Source organism: Streptomyces sp. NPDC005551 (assembly GCF_042871785.1).
Taxonomy (GTDB): Bacteria; Actinomycetota; Actinomycetes; order Streptomycetales; family Streptomycetaceae; genus Streptomyces.
Genome location: NZ_JBIAJE010000003.1, coordinates 141,790 through 159,963, shown reverse-complemented (window position 1 = coordinate 159,963; position 18,174 = coordinate 141,790). Strand labels below are relative to the sequence as shown.

The following is an 18,174-nucleotide window of genomic DNA, read 5'->3' as shown; positions in this document are numbered from 1 at the left end:
CAGGAAATCTCCCAGTCCAGTGTCACGTCCGAGTTCGGCCCTGGCTCATCCGACGCCTGCTTCCTAAGCGGGATGACCATGGGTAACACGCCCTGTCAATCTGTGCTGTTCCGTCACTGAGGTGCTCTCGGCACGACAGCCACATACCCGGGGGCGCTGACTTTAAGGGCCCGCACATGTAGGTGGAAGGGGTCCGCTGCCTCCTGCGGGGCGGTGACGCGCGCGGTCCGCCTTTGGCCGCGGAGCCGCGCCCTGTGGCCTCAAACCGTCCGGCGGGCGCGGTCGGCGCTGGTGGTGCCGACCGCGGTCCCGCGCAGTCTCCGGCCGCGCCGGGTCAGTCCCCACGGCTTGAGGACCGAGATCACGGTCATGAAGACGTATGTGGACAAAGAGACAATCGGGCCGAACAGGAGGTCGCCGGCGTCGGGCAGCGGGCCGCCGTCGGAAAGTGCGGCGACGGCCGCGTTCACCCCGGGGCGCAACGCGAAGGCCGTGGCGGTGGTCGTCGCCAGAGTCAGCCAGAACTTCGTGTGGACCCACCGGTGTCTTGCCAGGCCCCAGTGGGTGCTCAGGGACAGCAGCAGGCCGCTGACCAGCGTGAGAAGCGCGACGGGGAGCAGGAGCCAGTCGGCGAACAGCTTCATGGATTGGGCGGAGGCCGCCACGGAAGCCGCGCCCGAGGTGGTGGTCGCGGTGATCCCGAGGGCGAGCAGTCCGAGCGACAGCCCGAGCCAGCTCGCGGAGGCGGCTACGTGGACGACGAGGCAGGCCCGGCGTGCGGGGCGGCTTGGTTTCACCTGGACACCGTGCCCGGCGGGGGAGGGGCGAGGCGTCTGCCGGCGGGAGTATGCACGCGTACTGGCCCGGGAGTACACACCGGGACGCCTTCCGTGACACGGTTCCTCTCCGGCAGGCCCGGATCCCGCACGAGCGGGCGTGCGACGTCTGCCGGGTTCCGCCCGGTCACTACCTGCGCGTGAGCCGCTGTCCCTGGCCGCAGCGACCTCGATCCTGCCGCTCCGGAGGGTCCGGTCCTCGCCGGGCCCGGTCCCCCGGGCGGCGGCCAGGCGGCGGCCGCTGGGCGGTCCCTCGCCTTACGGGATGTTTATCTTTGCCTTATCGGTGCATTCGGAGAAGGAACGCACTTCCGATTGTCTGAGGAGGAGTCGTGGGCATCATCGCCTGGATTCTGATCGGCCTGCTGGCCGGTGCCATCGCCAAGCTGTTGCTGCCCGGCAAGGACCCGGGCGGAATCATCGTCACCATGCTGATCGGTATCGCGGGCGCCCTGCTGGGAGGCTGGCTGGGGAAGGTCCTCTTCGACGTCGACTCGGTGGACGGTTTCTTCGAGCTGTCGACCTGGGTGGCGGCGATCGTCGGTTCCCTCATCCTGCTCGTGCTGTACCGCCTCATCACAGGCAATCGGCGTTCGCACCGACACGCCTGACGTACCCCGTCTCAGCCGGCGTCGCCCTCACGGGCGAGGCCGGCTGAGACGTGTTCGGGGCCCGTGGTTTTGGTGCGGCGGGCGTCAGGAGTCCTCCGTGGGGGGATCCGCGGCGGTGATGTCGGTGAGGAGCCCGCGGATCCGCGCGTTCCGAGGGTGGGCCGGGTGCAGGGACCGCTCGCAGTCGGCGAGTGCCCGGCGAGCCGTGATCTCCGCCTCGCCGCGGCGGCCCAGGCCACGGAGCGCCTGGGCGGTGACCAGTCCCAGCTGTCCGGCACCGGCGCGGGACGCCGACGGCGTCGGCTGCCGGGACTCGGCCACTGCCTCCTCGTACCGCCCCTGACCGTTCAGGCTCTGGATCAGCAGGCAGCGCAGGGAAGTCGCCCTGTTGCCCTCGGCTCTGGCCAGATTCCCGCGCGCGACGGCCTCGGCCTCCCCGAAACGGTCCTGCCCGCACAGGGCTTCCGCGAGGCACGCCAGCGCCGTCAACTCGATGTTCCACACATCGGTGAGATGCGTCAGACGGGTCACCTCGCGCAGGACGTCCGAGGCCTCGGCCCCTGCCTCCGGAAACCGCTCCTGCCCGTTGAGGATGACGGCGCGGTTGATCCGGAGCACCAGCAGCACCGTCCGGTCGGCGCCGCTCGACCCGCGCAACTCCTCCATCAGGACATCGAGTTCAGGCAGCAGGCCATCCCTGCGGCCGTGCAGCACGGCGGCTGTCACGGCGGAGGTCCTGGCCAGCCATACCGTCATGGAGTTCCGGTCCCCGGCGCGGCGTGGAGTGGCGACCAGAGCTGCTGCCCGGGCCTCGGCCTCTTCGTACTGGTCCGCCGCGATCAGGTCCGACAGCCCTCTGAGAGCCGACTGTTGTGACCTGGAGGGCTGTCTCGCGTCCCGTCCCGGCCGCAAGCGGTCAACGCTCCTGCGTATGAACTCCACGAGGGGCGACGGTACATGTACCGGGCAGTCCCCGTTCCCGGGCTTCCCGACGTCGCCGGAGCCCGCGGCCGAGGCGAAAGCCTCGGCCGGAAAGCCGCTCGTGCTACGTCTTCACCGGCACCGGCCGTCGGAGCAAGTACACGCCGGCGATGGTCACCAGGACGGCCATGCACGCGATGAACACCAGCCCCGCGCCCTCCAGACCCATCGGACCCGCCAACAGCCCCACGCCGATGACCGGCACCGAGATGCCCGCGTAGGCCACGACGAACAACGTCGAGATGACCGCGGCACGTCGTCCGGCGGGAGACGCCCCGGCCACCGCGGACAACGCTCCGCGAAAGGCCAGGCCCTGCCCGGCTCCGCCGACGACCGCGCTCAGCACCACCAGCGGCAGCGACTCCCACCGCAGCGCACCCGCGAGCAGCGCCAGCCCGGTGAGAAGACCCGCGCAGCCGAGTGGCAGTGACCGTCTCACCCCGACCCGGCCGACGGCCAACTGCCCGCCGGTCGAGGCGAAGAAGGCCAGCGCGACGACCAGCCCGCTCACGGCGTGGTCGCGCACGTCCAGGGACTGCGCGAGGAACGACGGGCTGACCGACGTGAACACGCCGAACAGGGCGAACCCGACGAACGAGGCGATCGCCGCGGGCCCGAACACCCCACGGACCTGGCCGGGCAGGCTGGGGCGCTGCGGCCGAACGGTACTCAGGGGTCGCCGCTCGCGCACGGTCTCCGGCAGCCACAGCAGAACGGCCGCCGAGCAGGCCACCAGCGCGAGGTGGACGACGAACGGGAGGTGGAGCGGCCGCTCGGCGTACTGTGCGAGCAGTCCCGCGAGCAGTGGGCCGCAGCCCAGCCCGCCCATGTTGGCGGCCGTCGCCACGAACGTGGCACGGGAAGCTGCGCCCGGCGGTGCCAGCTCCATGACGTACACCGTGGCCGCCCCGGTGAACAGACCGGCGGACAGTCCGGAAAGGAGCCGCCCCGCGTACAGCCAGCCCAGACCGGTCGCGCACAGGAAGCAGGTGGCGCTCGCCGCGGCGAACCCCAGTCCCACCAGCAGAACGGGACGTCTGCCGACCGCGTCCGAGGCGTTGCCCGCCAGCAGCAGCACGGCGATGACTCCGAAGGCGTACACGGCGTACACGACGGTGACCGTCAACTCGGAGAAGCCGAACTTCTGCTGGTAGAGGCCGTAGAGGGGAGTCGGCAGCGTGGTCCCGGCCATGCACACGGCGAACACCGCTCCGCCGAGCAGACACGGGACCCGGCCACGGCGATCACTGTCCATGCCGCTGACGGTAACTCCGCGTGCCACCCGGACCTGGAGAGGCGTGCCGGTGGGGGAAGGGCCGGGACGACCGGCGTGGCAGGAGCGCGCAGGGCATGGGCCCGGGGCTTGTCGTCATGGCCGGTCGCGGAACAGGCACCGGGGCGGCCGCGACTTCACGCGACCGCCCCGGTTGACTGGCTGTCAGCAGCCGATGGGGGCGGAGCCCACGGCCACATCGTCGAACCACAGGGTGTCGTCGCCAGTCCCGTAGCTTTCCCAGCCCAGACGCAGGGCGGTGGGCCGGGGTGGCGTGGTGCGGGCCAGCCACTGCTGATCCATGTCCTGCGTGGGGACGCCGTCGGCGTGCAGTCCCGGAATCCGCTCGTCGCCCAGCCAGGTGTCGAGACCGGGAACGGTTGTGTCGATCGCGAAACGCAGGCACTGCCAGCTACCCGTGGGCAGTGGCCTGCTCAACGCCACACCGGCCGGGCTCTGCACGGGCAGCGTGGCGTCGTCGCTCTCCCGGTTCCACTGCAGGGCGCCGTTCTGGCCCCCGACGCGCAGGGTCCGCCCACCCTGGGAGGCGTCGGGCAGCGAGACGAAGGTGACGTGGGCGGAGGGGAGCGCCGTGGTATGCCTCACCCACATGCGTGCGTACATCACCGGACCGACCGACGACAGGTCCGCGGTGGCGGCGACGAAGGCGTGGTTGCAGTAGCCGGCCCGGCCTTCGACGCGCAGCGATCTGCTGCCGCTGTGCGCGACGTCCCTGTCCACGGCGGCCGTGCCGCTGCCCTGGCAGTCGGGTGCGGTGAACCGCCAGGCGCCGGACGGAGCCGAGCCGGTCTGGTCCTCGAAGTCCGAGCAGATCACCGCGCTGCCGCAGTCCGCGCCGGACGCCGGGGGTGTCGTCGGCGGCGTGGTCGTGGGGGGCGGGGACGTGGGTGGCGGGGAGGTGGGTGGCGGGGTCGGCGGCGATGTGCCGTCACCGCCGCAGGGCACGCCATTGAGGGCGAAGTCGCTCGGCGCGGGATCGGCCGACCGCCAGGTCCCCTGCAGGCCGAAGTCGGCGGTGCCTCCGGTGGCCAGCGTGCGGTTCCAGTCGGTGTTGACGGCGACGACGGATCGGCCGGTCTGGGTGACGGTCGCGTTCCACGCCGATGTCACCTCCTGGTCGCCGGTGTAGGTCCAGGTCAGACGCCAGCCGCTCAGTGCCGGGCCCAGATTGGTGATCTTCATCTGGGCGGTGTAGCCGTTGGTCCACTTGTTCACGGTGTAGCCGACCCGGCAGCCGGACTCCGCACCGCTCGCGGACAGCGCCGTGAAACCGGACAACAGGACGACCACCGTGAGGACCGCCGTCCAGGGGCGCCGCGGTAGTCGCGGGTGAGTGACGCGCACGTGTGCCTCCGAGGCAGTAGGCGTGGAGGAGCGGACGACTCGGGAGTGTCCAACGGGCCGGGACGGGGCCCCGGTGCAACCGGAGCCCCGTCGGCGGTCAGCTGGTGGGGAAGTTGTCGGGGGTGCTGATGCGGTTCTTGAGCAGTGTTCCGGATTCGGTCAGTACGCCGCTGCTGCTGTAGTCACTGCCGTTGCAGGTGCCGGACTTGAACGCCGCACTGCTCTCGGAGGCGTCCGAGTAGGTCCAGTTCGCGTAGCTGATCTTCAGCTGATCGAGCAGGTCCAGCCAGGCCGTGGTGCTCGCCCGGTCCATCGCCCCGCCGCCGGTGGCGCTGACCGTGCCGAACTCGGTGACGAACAGCGGCAGTTTGGCGGCTGCCCGGCTCACTGCGGCCCGGTAGTTGTCCTTGTGGCTCGCGGCGTAGAAGTGGAACGCGTACATGACGTTGGTGGCGTTGACGGGACTGTTGACGACCTCGGTCTCGTTGGAGCCGTCCGAGACGCCCAGCGAGGACCAGCCGCGGGTGCCGACGATGATGACGGCGTCCGGGTCGGCGGCCCGGATCACCGGGATGACCTGCTCGGCGTAGTTCTTGATGGCCGCCCAGCTGACCCCGTTGGGCTCGTTGGCGATCTCGTAGATCACGTTCTTCTTGCCGGCGTTGCGGGCGGCGACGGACGCGAAGAAGGTCTTCGCGCGGTCGAGGTTGTAGTTCGGGTCGCCGGGCGTCAGGGTGTGGAAGTCGATCAGCGCGTACATGCCGCGGGCCTCGGCCATGTCGACGTAGCTGTTCACGCGGCTGGTGAAGCCCGCCGGGTCGGTCTCGTAGCCGCTCTCCTGCACGTACATGGCGATGCGCAGCAGGTCGGACTTCCAGTCCTTCGCCAGGGCGTCGAGGGAAGCGTTGTTGTAGCACTTGCTGAACCACTGGATGCCGTGCGTGCTCATGCCGCGCAGCTGTATGGGGCGGTTGTACTGGTTGCACAGGTTCACGCCGCAGACGTGGAGCTGCCCGTTGACGTCGACGGGAGTGCCGTCGGTGCCCGGGGTGGGCGGCGGAGGGTCTTCGTCGCCGACGGAGCCCGTGCAGGCCACACCGTTGAGGGTGAACGCCGAGGGCTTGGGGTTGGCGCCCGTGAAGGAGCCGGTGAACCCCAGGTCGGTCGCCGCGCCGGTGCCGAGCGTGCGGTTCCAGTCGACACTGGCGGCGGTGACCGCGGCGCCGGACTGCGACCAGGTGGCGTTCCAGCCCTGGACGACCTTCTGTCCCGCGTCCGGCATGGTCCACTTCAGTGTCCATCCGGTGACAGGGGCGCCCAGGTTCGTGACCTTCACTCCGGCCTGGAAACCGCCCTGCCATTGACTGGTGATCGTGTAGTCGACCTTGCACCCCGTGGCTGCCGCCGCCGGGGGCCCTGCCAGTGCGGTGAGACCGACGGCCGTGGCGCAGGTGGCCAGTACGGCCAAGAAGCGTTTCAACGTGTGTTCCTCCTCGTGCGATGCGGAAACTACGGGAGCGCTCCCGTTCGGGAGTCCGTCAGAACCCTCGCCCGCCCGGGGAGTCGGCCGGACAGGCGAGGGCGTTCCAGGGGTGGCCAGGGGGCTATGCGGGCGGTGTGCCCCAGGCCAGTGCGGTGCCGAGGTGGGCGGGGACCGTCGGGGCGTCGGCGTACGACGTGCCGGCGGTACGGCTGTAGTCGCCGACCTCGTTGAACGCGGACCAGTCCGACTTGTTCATCCGGAGCTGGATGTCCCCGGTGTCCTTGCCGGCCGCCAGGGAGCCACTGGCGAAACCGACCTCCAGGTAGGCGTCGGCGCCCGCGACCGGGGTGCTCAGCGGGACCACCTTGAGCCTGAGCCGGGAGCAGCCGACGGCGGCGTAGTCGCAGACGGCGTTCACCGTGGAGGAGCCGCCGTCCCGCGTGAAGTAGTAGCGGGCGGTGACCTCGGTCAGGTCCAGCGAGGCGCTGCCGGTGTTGACGATCTGCAGGCCGGGACGGATGCCGTTGTCCGTGGCCGAGGGGTCGTTGTTCTTGTACCGGACCTTCACACCGCCGGTCGGGTCGGGGTTGCCCCCGCCCGCGTCCGTGGTGACGCTCAGCGCGGCCGAGGACGCGGACGTGTTACCCGCGGCGTCCCGGGCCCGGACGGTGTAGCTGTAGGCGGTGCTGGCGCTCAGCCCGGTGTCCGTGTACGTGGTGCCGGGCACCGGCGACGTGGTGACCTTGGAACCGTTGCGGTAGACGTCGTACCCGCTCACTCCCACGTCGTCGGTGGACGCCGTCCAGGCCAGCGAGACGCTGCCCGAAGTCTTCGCCGTCGCCTTCAGCCCGGTCGGTGCGGTCGGGGCGGTGGTGTCACCCGGGTCGGTGCCTTCGACGGGTACGGCCGGGTAGGCGTTCCTCACCAGCATCGCGAACTGGTCGTGGAACCAGTGCCCGGCCAACGGCGCGTCCGGCAGCGCGCCCGTCTTGCTGTTGCCGGCGCTGGGGGCGGTGTAGGCCGGGTCGCACATCGGGTCCTGCCGCTTGCCCTCGTCGTTCGGGATCGCCGAGCTGGCCCCGTCGGACTCACCCGGCGGCTTGACCCACAGGAAGGCGTCCAGGTGCGAGTCCGGGTAGCCGGACGGCGCACTCTGCGGTGCCTGTCCGAGACCCGCCCCGTTCACGTTGCACCACAGACCGCGATGCGTGCGCCGGTCGGCCTTGGACTCGGCGACGTAGGTGTCGAGGGTGGTGCCGGTGCTCTCGGCGGCGGGCCGGGCGGAGCCGCCCCAGCCGTTGCGGGAGGTGTCGATCACCATGCCCGTGGACGCGGGCCAGCCCGCCGTGACCAGCGCCCGGTGCACGTTCCTGGTGAAGTCCGACTCGTCGAAGTTGGGGTTCCACTCGTAGAACTTGCCGGACTTGACCATGTTGCCGCCGACCGTCCTGTCGGGGTTGGTCAAGAACGGCTCCTCGAGCGGCGTGTAGTTGGAGACGTTGGTGATCAGGCCGTCGACGCTGCTCGTCCCGGCCGTGGTGCCCTTGGCGACTTCCGTGTAGAGCTGCACGGTCTGCGTGAGGTTGGTGTCCCAGCCGAGCCAGCCGGAGTGAGCGAAGTCCAGGTACGTGTAGGCATTGGGGACGGCGTGCAGCTTGTCCAGGGCGTACTGGATGCCCTTGACGTAGATGCCGCTGCTCTTGGCCTGGGCGCACTCCGGGTCGGCGGTGTTGGTCACCAGGTTCGGCAGGCCGTCCGGTTCGATGACCGTGGTGATGCGGATGTCCTGGTACTCGGGATTCTTGAAGACGTCGGCGATGGCGTCGATGTAGTCGTGCTTGTAGCGGTCCAGGCCGGCCTGGGTGAGCGGCAGTTCACCGTTGGAGGCGAGAGCCGCGCAGTCCCGGCCGGGCAGGTCGTACACGACGAACGTGGCCGTGATCGGCTGCCCGGGCTTCTTCTGCGCCAGCGCCAGGTCGAGGTGGTCGGCCAGGCTCTTGCGTCCGCCGTTGGCGTCGCCGCCGCGGATCGCCGCGATCCGGTCCAGCCAGACGGCCGTGGGATAGCTCTTGACCTTCTCCATCCTGGCCTTGAGCGCGGTGTCGGAGGTCTTGGCGATGGAACCGTCGACACTGGCCGCGTAGTCCGGGTTGACGTAGAAGTCCGCCCCGGCGAACGGGTTGTCGACGTGTGCTTCCGCGGCGGCCGCGGGCTGTCCCGCGACCTGGCCCGCCACCCCGAGCATGAGGGTGGCGAGTGCGGTGGCCAGTGCCGCCGGACATCGTCGGCGTGGCCGCCGCAGACGTGTTCCGGCGGGTCTGGTCGGGTCGGTCATGGTCTCTCCCAGCTTGTACGGTGCGGGTGGTGCCGGTCGTACGGTCAGGAGGCGGCGCACTGCGGAGCCGGCGCGCCCGCGGTGCCGTTCGCGGTGAAGCCGAACGACGTGGTCGCGCCCGGTGCCGGCGCGCCGTTGTGGGTGACGTTGCGGACGGTGGCCCGGCCCTGCGCCACGCTCAGCGAGCCGTTCCAAATGTTGGTGACGGTCGACCCGCCCAGGTCCCACTCGACCGACCAGCCGGTCAGGGGAGCGGTCCCGGTGTTCTTGACGGTGATCTCCGCCTGGTAGCCGCCCGTCCAGGAGGAGGCCACCCGGAACTGGGCACTGCACGCCTTGGACGACGGCGTCGGGGTCGGCGTGGGCGTCGGGGTCGGCGTGGGGGTGTCGGTCGGCGTCGGGGTCGGCTCCGGGGTGGGGGTCGTGTCGTAGGACAGGCCGTAGCCGTACGGGAAGAGCGGCGTCTTGCCGTCGCCGTCGTTGATGGGCTGCTGGGAGACGCTGTTCATCCACGTCACCGGCAGCTTGCCGGTGGGGGCGTAGTCCCCGAACAGCACGTCCGAGACGCCGTTGCCCTCGGTGCCCGGCAGCCAGCCCGCCAGCAACGCCTTCCAGTCGGGCAGTTGGGCGGCGATGTCGAGCGGGCGCCCGGAGACCAGGACCACGACGACGGGCACACCGCTCGCCTTCAGCCTGGCGAGGGTCTGCAGGTCCTCCTGGTCCAGCCCCATGCCGCCCGGGCGGTCGCCCTGTCCCTCGGCGTACGGGCTCTCGCCGACGACGGCCACGGCGGCCGTGTAACTGCCGTCGATCCCGTTGCCGTAGCGGTCGTAGGCGACCCGGGACGGGTCGGTGGCGGTCGACCGGATGCCCTGCAGGATCGTGGTGCCGGGAGTGACGGCGCCACTGCGCCCCTGCCAGCCCACCGTCCAGCCCCCGCTCTGGTTGCCGATGTCGTCGGCGGACTTGCCCGCCACGAACAGCTTGGCGTTCTTCGCCAGCGGCAGGATGCCGCCACTGTTCTTCAGCAGCACCTGTGAGGCACGTACGGCCTGCCGGGCCAGGGCACGGTGCTCGGCGGAGCCGACCCCGGAGGTGTACGAGCGGTCGGTCAACGGGCGCTCGAACAGACCCAGTTGGAACTTCTTGGTGAGGACGCGGCGGTTGGCGTCGTCGATGCGGGCCTGGGAGATCCGGCCCGCGCTCACCTCGCCGCGCAGCAGGCTCAGGAACTTCTTGTAGTCGTGCGGGACCATCACCATGTCGACGCCCGCGTTGACGGCCGTGGTGATCTCGGCGCCGGTGAAGCCGGTCTGCCCGTCGAGTTGGTCGACCGCGGCCCAGTCGGAGACGACGAAGCCGTCGAAGCCGAGTTCGCCCTTGAGCACGTCGGTGACCAGGTACTTGTTGGCGTGCGATCGCACGCCGTTCCAGCTGCTGTAGGACAGCATCACCGAGCCGACACCCCGGCGCACCGCCTCCTTGAACGGCGGCAGATGGACGGCACGCAGCTCGGCCTCGGACACCTGGGTGTTGCCCTGATCGACGCCGCCGGCGGTGCCGCCGTCGCCCAGGTAGTGCTTGGCGGTGGCCAGGACCGAGGCCGGGCCCGCTCCCAGGTTCTCGCCCTGCAGGCCGGTGACGAACGTCGCCATCGCCGTGGGCAGTTCGGGCTTTTCGCCGAAGGACTCATACGTCCGGCCCCATCGGTCGTTGCGGGCCACGCACAGGCAGGGGGCGAAGTCCCAGTCGATGCCGGTGCCCGCCATCTCCTCGGCCACCGTGCGGCCGACGCGCTGGACCAGGGCGGGGTCGCGGGTGGCGCCGAGGCCGATGTTGTGCGGGAAGATCGTGGCGCCGCGCACCGCGTTGTGCCCGTGCACGGCGTCGATGCCGTAGATCATCGGGATGCCCAGCGGAGTCCCCAGCGCGGTGCGCTGCAGGGAGTCATAGGTGTCGGCCCAGGTCTGGGCGTTGTTGGGACTGACGGTGGAGTCGCCTCCGGAGAGCACCGATCCGATGCGGTAGGTGGCGAGGTCGGAGGACGGGACCAGCGCGTCCTTCTCGATCTGCGTCATCTGGCCGATCTTGTCGTCGAGCGTCATCCGGGACAGCAGATCGGCGACGCGGTCCGACACCGGCAGAGAGGGGTTCTGGTACGGCAGAGCGGCGACGGCGGAGGCTCCGGAAGGCGGGGCGGCGGCGGTCAGCCCGGTCAGGGACAGCGCCACGGCACACAGCGCGGCCACGAGGGCCGGGCGGCGGGGGGACGGCGAGCGGTTCATGCGGACAGGCCTTTCCGGGACGGTCGGCACTGGGGGAGTTCCGGGGCCCGCCCTGTCGGCGCAGGGAAGGAGAGCGAGCCCCGGAGCAGGTGGGACACGGCGGGCTCACAGGCCCGCCGGTCGGGTCAGGCGAGGGTGCAGGCGGTGCCGTTCAGGCTGAATGCGGCCGGCTTCGCGAAGGTGCCGCTGTAGGTCCCCTGGAAACCGAACGTCTGACTGCCGCCCGCCGCGATCCGTGCGTTCTGGGACAGTCCGCTCGCCGTGACCGCCCCCGACGTCGGGGTGATCGACGCGTTCCAGGCGTTGGTGATCCGCTGGCCGGAGGGCAGGGTGAAGGCGAGCTTCCAGTTGTCGACGGCTGCCGAACCGGTGTTGCTCACCGTGACGTTGGTGGTGAAGCCGCCCTGCCAGACGTTCGTGCCGTACGACACCTTGCACGCGACCGGGCCGCCGGGGTCCCCGGGGTTGCCCGGGTCCGTACCACCGGTGTTGACGGTCGACGAGAAGGAGTTCACCGACAGCCCCGCGCCGTTCTGCCAGGGCTCGAAACCGGCCTGAATGCTCGTCAGGTACCAGTTGTTCTGCGCCAGTCCGCGCGCCACGGCCTGCCGGACGAAGTCCATGACGTCGAAGCTCCAACTGGTGATCGCGGACGGGGCGACGAAGGACAGCACGTCGTTGCCGCCGTTGTTGCCGGACCACACCTGCCAGCTGCGCCCGCCCACGGTGGCCGTGCCGACCTGGGAGCCGACGGGCTGGACCGAACCCACCTTGTTGAACCAGACCATGATCTCGGTCCGGTTCACACCGTCCTTGCGCGGCGTCGGGTCGAGCCAGATGTCGTACGCGGCGTCGTAGACCGCGTTGCTGACATAGCCGTACGAGATGCTGGTGGGGGCGCTGGAGATGGTGCTGAGCTGCGCGGGGAGGTTGGTACCCGGCGAACAGTTGGTGTAGTGGCAGCCGTTGAAGATCGACGGGTACGACTTTGGGGCGCCGTTGGTCGGCACGGAGCCGTCGGCCTGGGTGACCCTGAAGCCCGTGTCCGAGACGGAGACGCACTGCGTTTCGCTGGTGCCCCAGCGGTTGTTCTGGACGACGTAGCGGCCCTGGACCGTGGTCGATCCGAACGGTTCGCAGATCGTGGTGTCGGCCTGTGCCGGTGCCGTCGTGGTGATCAGCGCGGCGACGACGGTGAGAGCCGTGAGGAGCGTTCCCAACAGGCCGCGCAGGGCGCGGAGGTGATGCGGTGACGATCGCATGCGGGGGCCTCTCGTGAGACTGCGGGGGGACGAACCGGCGGGAGCGCTCCCGTCACCGCCCATGATGGGAGCGCTCCCACTTGTGGTTCGGACGAGGACTTTAAGAGGCTCACATGTCCCTGACAAGGGAAAGCGCAGCGAACCGTCGAAGGATTTTCGAAGCGGCAGGTCAAGTCGGGTGCATGAAAAGGAAGTTCTGGCTTGGGAGCGCTCCCGAGACATGTCGCGGAGGGGCTGGAGGGCCGGGGGAGGGCCACGCCGAAGAGCCCGGTGTCACCGGGGCGGTGGCGACACCGGGCTCGTGTACCGGTCGGGCGCGGCTGGTCTCAGCCGCGCGGAACTACCGTCGTACGGGCTTGGTAGGGCCCGGTCAGGCTCGTGTGGGCCTGGACCTTTCGTGGTGGTAGGTGGCAGTTGGCAGCCGTACTGGGACAGCCGTACGGGGCCGCACCCCTCGCTCAGGTGCAGGCGCGGCCGTTGAGTGTGAACGCCGACGGGGTTCCCGCCGCCGTGCCGCTCGACTGGAAGCCGAACCCCGCCGTACCGCCGGCGGGAACGCTGCCATTGTGGCCGGCGTTGACCGCAGTGACGGTTTCTCCGGACTGGGTCACCGTCGCGTTCCAGGCGTTGGCCACCTTCTCGCCACCGCGGAACGAGAAGCCGAGCCGCCATCCGTCCAGGGCTGTCGTCCCGGTGTTCTTGACCTGCACTTCTGCGGTGAATCCGCCGCTCCAGGAGGAGGCGACCGTGTAGGTCACGGCGCACGAGCCGACGGGACCCGGTGTGGGCGTGGGTGTCGGCGTGGGCGTGGGTGTGGGTGTCGGATCGGGCCCGGGGGTGCTGCCGTCCGGCGGAGTGCCCCACTGTCGTTCCGCCCCCTCCAAAAGGACGACGTGCGGGGCGTTCACCGGGCTGCTGCCCGGAGTGGTCGCGAGGCCACTGTAGGACCAGTCGTCGGCCGGGTCCCAGGCGCCCGACGAGCTGATTCTGAACTGCACCTCCTTGCGGTACGCGGACTGGCCGGCGGGCGCGATCACGGCGTTGGAGCAGTCCACGGAGACGTAGTACACGTCACCCTCGTACCGGGTCGGGCCGGACACCTTGCCGCACTGGTTGTAGTTGGTGGAGAGGCTGATCTGGTCCGGGCGCACCCCCGGTTCGAGCGTGAAGTAGTAGCGCAGTGAGCTGTTGGTCAGGGCCCGGGCCGGCCAGGCGGACTTGTTCACGAGGTAGGCCTTGATCTCGGTGAAGGCGGCTCCGGAGGCGTTCACCGAGGCCTGCACCGACATCTCGGGCCCGTCGGGCTGTTCGGGCTTGGGGAAGTCCGCCAGGGGCGCGCCGCCGTACTCGGCGTACAGGCGTGCCAGCGCTCCGGTGAAGGCCGCGTTGTAGTCGGTGGCGACCTCGTTGTTCACATAGTTCTGCCGGTCGTCCGTGTAGGCGTCGTCCGGTGCGCTGGGGCCGCCGACGAGGGCTCCGTAGAGGGTGTGACGGCTGTCGGCCGGACTGGTGATCTGGTCGGTCCACGAGCCGTGCGCGGTACGGTGATGGGGTTTGGTCGGCGGGTTGGTGCCGAACCCGACGACGTAGCTCGACTTGCGCGGGTTGTCGCCGAGCGCGTAGTTGATCTGCCGGACCGCGAAGTCGTGGTAGCGGGCCTTGCGGTCGGGGTCGCCGGTGAGCCGGTCCGAGTGGATGAGCGCCGCGAACGCCGTGTTGGCGCTGTAACGCAGAGAACCCCAGCTGTCGAGGACGGCCTGGCCGCCGGGGGAGTAGCGCACGCGGTTCCCGTTCACGCCGACCGTCCACCAGTCGAGCCAGCGGTTGGCGTCGTCGAGGTACCGCTGTTTGCCGGTCAGCTGGGCCAGCAGGACGTACGCGCCGTAGGAGGAGTCGTCCCAGGACAGCGTCCAGCGGTAGGAGCGGGTGGAGGTCTGCGGTTCGGTGGACAGCTTGTCGTAGGAGCTCTCCGCCTTGGTCAGGTAGGCCGGGTCACCGGTTGCCTTGTACAGCCAGATCGCGCCCCAGACCAGCTCGTCGTTGTAGCCGCTCCAGGAGTTGTAGTAGCTCTGGGCGTCGGTGATGCACTCGCTGTACTTGCCCCGATAGGTGTCGGCGAAGCCGTACAGCTGTTTTGCGTGCGTCAGCAGCTTGTCGGCATAGGCGGCGTCGCTGTCGGCGAACACCATGGAGGAAGCCGCAAGAGCCGCGGCGGTCTGTCCGGCGAGGTCGGAGCCGGGGCAGGAGGCGTCGATCTTGTAGGCGGGCCGCTCCATGGGCATGACCTCGGCCGGGCCCCACCAGGCGTGGTCCTTGGCGCCGTTGCCGACCTGCCCGTACAGGACGTTGGCCGAAGGATGTGCCTTGACGAAGTAGTCGTCGACGAACTTCAGGTTGTTCTTCAGGTGCGTCCACTGCCCGGCGGAGGTGTAGGCGGCCCGCTCCTCCAGTGCTCCCCAGGCCAGGACGGTGGCCGAATACGCCATCGGCAGGCCGAACTTGACGTGGTCACCGGCGTCGTACCAGCCGCCGGTGAGGTCGAGGCCCGCGTCCTTGCCGTCGTTCGAAGCCGAGTCTCCGCGCCAGTCGACGCGGTTGGTGGACGGCAGCTTTCCGGACTGCTGGGCCTCGTAGAAGAGCAGGGACTTCTGCAGGGCCTCGCCGTAGTTGAACGCGGGTGCGGCGGCCGACGGGGAGGCCGCGGCGAGGGGCAGCAGCAGGCCGGCGGTCAGCGCCGCGGCGAGCGCGGCGGCGGGACCTGCCCGGCGGCGTCGGCGCGGGATCGGGCGGGAGGCGGTGGACGGCGGCGGATCGGCCTGTCCACGGTGGCGGAAGGAATGCGGGCGGGGGACTCGGAGCAGGTGCGGGCGCAACGGTTCGTCCTTTCCGTACGGGTGTGCGGGGAGGATCGGGGTCGTACCGTGCCGTGTTCGGTCTTCTCGGGCCGTGCCGTCGCGGTGGGCGCCGAATCGGCCACGTCGGACTGTCCTGGGCCCTACGAATGTGTTGGTGTCAAGCAGACATGGGTATGGGAGCGCTCCCATGCCGTTCGTCATGAAGCCAGGGGATGCCACTCGTGTCAAGGGGTGACGGACGGATCAGGCGGAGTCGCACACCGCCATCTCCGTGCGCACGACGACGTGCGGTCAGGCCATCGCCGAGTCCTCCATCGCCTCGACGAGCAGCCGCACCACGGTCCGGCCGATCAGCCACCACCGGGACGACGGCCGCGCGCTGCACGGTGCGGCGCGTCGAGTCCTTCGAGCCACCATCGGGCCGCGTGGCACAAGGCATGGTCATACCCTGTCGGCATGTGCCAACTGACGATTTCTGTCGACAAGTTGCTGCTTCCGAACGGATGCTCCACTACGCTCCGTGCGACATCGTCACCCGCCGGTCGGCGGACACGTACGGCGACGGGGGGAAGCCGGATGGCCGCAGGACTGGGTTTCGAGGGACTCCTCGAGGACCGAGGGTTCTTCCCCAGGCTGCTGGGCCGCAGTGCCGGGGGCCGCGGCGAGAGGCTTCTGTACGGGCCGGACCTGCCGGTCGTGCCGCTCACGGGCGGGCCGGGCATGGGCAAGCAACGGCTGCTGGAGCTGCTGCGGGACGAGTTCGGACAGAAGCTGCCGGTGGCGTTCTGGCCGTCGTCGAGCTGAAACCCGGCGCGAGGGCGGGGCGGGGCATGCTGGAGTTCGTCGGGCTGGCATGGCCGGCCGGCAAGCCGCAGCCCGAGGACTGCGTCGTACGCGGCCGGTAGCCGGGCCGACGTCATGACCGCGCCGAGGACGGGGCAGGCAGCCGGGGGAAGCGGGGCCCGTGAGCGCCGGCCCGACCGGTCCGCGGCCGGTCAGCCTTCGGCGCCTGTGGCGCGGGCGCGGCCCGCCCACCGCGAGCGGCCCGCCCAGCGCGCCCGGCCCCGCGCCGCCCCGGCGCGCCGCTCGGGCCGCCAGGTCGACACCAGCGCCGCGGCCAGCAGGAGTTCGGCGAAGTCCCCGCCGTAGTACATCAACTCCGCGCCCTGCTGCACCTGGGCGACGGGGGCGTGGATATCCACGAAGAAACCTCCGTACATCGCCTGCGCGATCAGTGCGTGCGCGGCGACCGCCGCACCCAGGTACACCAGCCGGGCCCGCACACCTGGCCGGCGCGGCGCGGGATCGGGGCCGGCGATGACGTGGGCGAACAGACACCCCGACGCGAGGAAGTGCGCGAGCATCAGCCAGTGCCCCGCGGGGCGGGCCATGGCCGCGTTGTACAACGGGGTGAAGTACAGGGCTCCGAGCGTGCCCGTACTCAGCACCAGCGCCACCACGGGGCGTGTCAGCAGCCGGGCGGGCGCGCTGTGCAGCACCCCGGTCACCCTGCGGGCACGGGCGGGCGTGACGGTACGGAGCAGCAGCGTGACGGGTGCGGCCAGCACCAGAGCCAACGGCGCGTACATGCCGATGAGCATGTGCTGGGTCATGTGCCCGCGGAAGTCGGTGTGCGCCGACGTCCCCAGGGGCGGCAGCAGCGCCGCGCCGAGCAGGGCCAGCCCGCCGAGGAACGACACGGACCGCCATGTACTCCAGCCGACGGTGGGATTGCGGTGACGAGCCCGGCGCACCGCGAGCAGGTAGCCCACCGCCGCGGCGAGCAGGACCAGGCCGCTCAGTACCGCCACCGGCAGACTCTGCGCGGCGCTGTCGTGGTGGGTGTGCTGCATGCCCCCCATCAGGTCCTCCCCCCGGCCTGCCCGCCGCCGCGGGGAGCACCCGGCTCGACGGGCCTCCCACCGCGCTGGAGCAGGAAGCCCCCCATGACCAGCAGCACACCCAGGACGAGGAATCCCGCGTCCCACCACGCCTGGTGCGGGCCGCCGTGCACATGGTGGATCCCCAGGATCTGATGGTCCAGGAGGCCCTCCACCAGGTTGAACAGCCCCCAGCCGACCAGGATCCACCCCCAGAGCACCCGCGAGGCCCAGACCGCGCGGCGGTTGTGCGTGACCCGGGCGTAGAGGATCCCGAGACCGGCGATGACCGCGACCCAGCAGACGGTGTGGAAGACGCCGTCCCACACCGTGTTCATCTCGAGCCCGGACACCGTGTTCGGGTCGTAGTACCTCACCCCGGCACGGTCGGTGTCGGTGCTGGTCAGCATGTGGTGCCATTGCAGGAGCTGGTGCAGCAGAATGCCGTCGGCGAAGCCGCCGAGCCCTGCTCCCAGGACGACTCCGGGCAGCCGCAGCCTGTTCGACGCCGTCGTAACCGCTCGGCCGGGGTCCGTCGTGGTGGCCATCGCCTGGTCTCCGATCCGTTGACAGTGCGCTCACATCACGCGGACACGGTTTCCCTGACGGCCGACCTCAATCAGTCGTTCGTGCACCGCTTCCGAAAAGCGGCCCCGGGAACCGTCAGCCCGCGTGGACGACGGAGTCGCAGTGGGCGCACATGGACTCCTGCTGGTCCGGTGGGCACCAGCTGTCCGGGCCGACCGGCTGGTAGGCGAGCCGCTTCATGGCGGACGTGGCCGTGCCGCAGAACGTCGTCGTGCCCGGTTGTCCTGAACCCGGGGGGTCGGCGGGCGCGGCGTGGATGGTGGGGGCCGGCGGGAGGGCGTCGCCCGGCCGGGCGTCGGCGGGGAGCTGGGTGTCGGGTTCCTGGACCGCGATGATCTCCATGGGTTCACCCTCCGTCGGCTCGCGGTGCTCTGCACGTCGGACTGGCGAGTTCAGGTGACGCGGGTGCGCAGGCGGCGG

14 protein-coding genes are annotated in these 18,174 nt (G+C 70.4%); 2 read left to right on the top strand and 12 right to left on the bottom strand.

Features of this window, described 5'->3' with window-relative positions; translation table 11 throughout:
- Positions 1–260 precede the first annotated feature (260 nt).
- Positions 261–797: a DUF2269 domain-containing protein gene (locus ACFYP4_RS08970; RefSeq protein ID WP_388784125.1), complete on the bottom strand. Its 537-nt coding sequence runs from the start codon at positions 795–797 to the stop codon at positions 261–263.
- A gap of 371 nt (positions 798–1,168) precedes the next feature.
- On the opposite strand from ACFYP4_RS08970, the gene ACFYP4_RS08965 reads away from it, so the two are divergent.
- A complete protein-coding gene (locus ACFYP4_RS08965) occupies positions 1,169–1,447 on the top strand; it encodes a GlsB/YeaQ/YmgE family stress response membrane protein (protein WP_358852397.1) in 279 nt (92 codons plus the stop codon).
- Between the two features lie 84 nt (positions 1,448–1,531).
- Here the strand turns inward: ACFYP4_RS08965 and ACFYP4_RS08960 are convergent, their stop codons facing one another.
- From ACFYP4_RS08960 to ACFYP4_RS08925, 8 genes are all read right to left on the bottom strand, one after another.
- Complete coding sequence (locus ACFYP4_RS08960) at positions 1,532–2,203, bottom strand: hypothetical protein (RefSeq protein WP_388784122.1); 672 nt, start codon at positions 2,201–2,203, stop codon at positions 1,532–1,534.
- Between the two features lie 289 nt (positions 2,204–2,492).
- Entirely contained in the window at positions 2,493–3,683 is a 1,191-nt protein-coding gene (locus tag ACFYP4_RS08955) for an MFS transporter (protein ID WP_388784119.1), read from the bottom strand.
- A 183-nt stretch (positions 3,684–3,866) separates the two neighbouring features.
- On the bottom strand, positions 3,867–5,066 hold the full coding sequence (locus ACFYP4_RS08950; protein ID WP_388784116.1) for a cellulose-binding domain-containing protein: 1,200 nt from the start codon (positions 5,064–5,066) through the stop codon (positions 3,867–3,869).
- Between the two features lie 97 nt (positions 5,067–5,163).
- Positions 5,164–6,546, bottom strand: a complete 1,383-nt coding sequence (locus ACFYP4_RS08945; RefSeq protein ID WP_388784113.1) for a cellulase family glycosylhydrolase — start codon at positions 6,544–6,546, stop codon at positions 5,164–5,166.
- Positions 6,547–6,670: 124 nt separating this feature from the next.
- Positions 6,671–8,884 carry a glycoside hydrolase family 6 protein gene (locus tag ACFYP4_RS08940; protein WP_388784109.1) on the bottom strand — a complete coding sequence of 738 codons (2,214 nt, stop codon included), beginning with the start codon at positions 8,882–8,884 and terminating at the stop codon, positions 6,671–6,673.
- A 44-nt stretch (positions 8,885–8,928) separates the two neighbouring features.
- Positions 8,929–11,169 carry a glycoside hydrolase family 3 N-terminal domain-containing protein gene (locus tag ACFYP4_RS08935; RefSeq protein WP_388784106.1) on the bottom strand — a complete coding sequence of 747 codons (2,241 nt, stop codon included), beginning with the start codon at positions 11,167–11,169 and terminating at the stop codon, positions 8,929–8,931.
- A 125-nt stretch (positions 11,170–11,294) separates the two neighbouring features.
- A complete protein-coding gene (locus tag ACFYP4_RS08930) occupies positions 11,295–12,431 on the bottom strand; it encodes a cellulose binding domain-containing protein (RefSeq protein WP_358852392.1) in 1,137 nt (378 codons plus the stop codon).
- A gap of 458 nt (positions 12,432–12,889) precedes the next feature.
- Complete coding sequence (locus ACFYP4_RS08925; RefSeq protein ID WP_388784102.1) at positions 12,890–15,304, bottom strand: glycoside hydrolase family 9 protein; 2,415 nt, start codon at positions 15,302–15,304, stop codon at positions 12,890–12,892.
- Between the two features lie 558 nt (positions 15,305–15,862).
- Between ACFYP4_RS08925 and ACFYP4_RS08920 the strand changes: the two genes are divergently transcribed.
- Entirely contained in the window at positions 15,863–16,090 is a 228-nt protein-coding gene (locus ACFYP4_RS08920; RefSeq protein ID WP_388784099.1) for a hypothetical protein, read from the top strand.
- Between the two features lie 191 nt (positions 16,091–16,281).
- On the opposite strand, the gene ACFYP4_RS08915 is transcribed toward ACFYP4_RS08920, so the two are convergent.
- From ACFYP4_RS08915 to ACFYP4_RS08905, 3 genes are all read right to left on the bottom strand, one after another.
- Positions 16,282–17,148, bottom strand: coding sequence for a cytochrome c oxidase assembly protein (locus tag ACFYP4_RS08915; RefSeq protein ID WP_388784096.1), 867 nt, complete (start codon positions 17,146–17,148; stop codon positions 16,282–16,284).
- The gene (locus tag ACFYP4_RS08910; protein ID WP_358852389.1) at positions 17,148–17,714 is read right to left on the bottom strand and encodes a DUF2243 domain-containing protein; all 567 of its coding nucleotides are present in this window, start codon (positions 17,712–17,714) and stop codon (positions 17,148–17,150) included. Before ACFYP4_RS08910 ends, ACFYP4_RS08915 begins: the two co-directional genes overlap by 1 nt.
- Before the next feature lie 115 nt (positions 17,715–17,829).
- A complete protein-coding gene (locus ACFYP4_RS08905; RefSeq protein ID WP_358852388.1) occupies positions 17,830–18,096 on the bottom strand; it encodes a hypothetical protein in 267 nt (88 codons plus the stop codon).
- Positions 18,097–18,174: the final 78 nt, after the last annotated feature.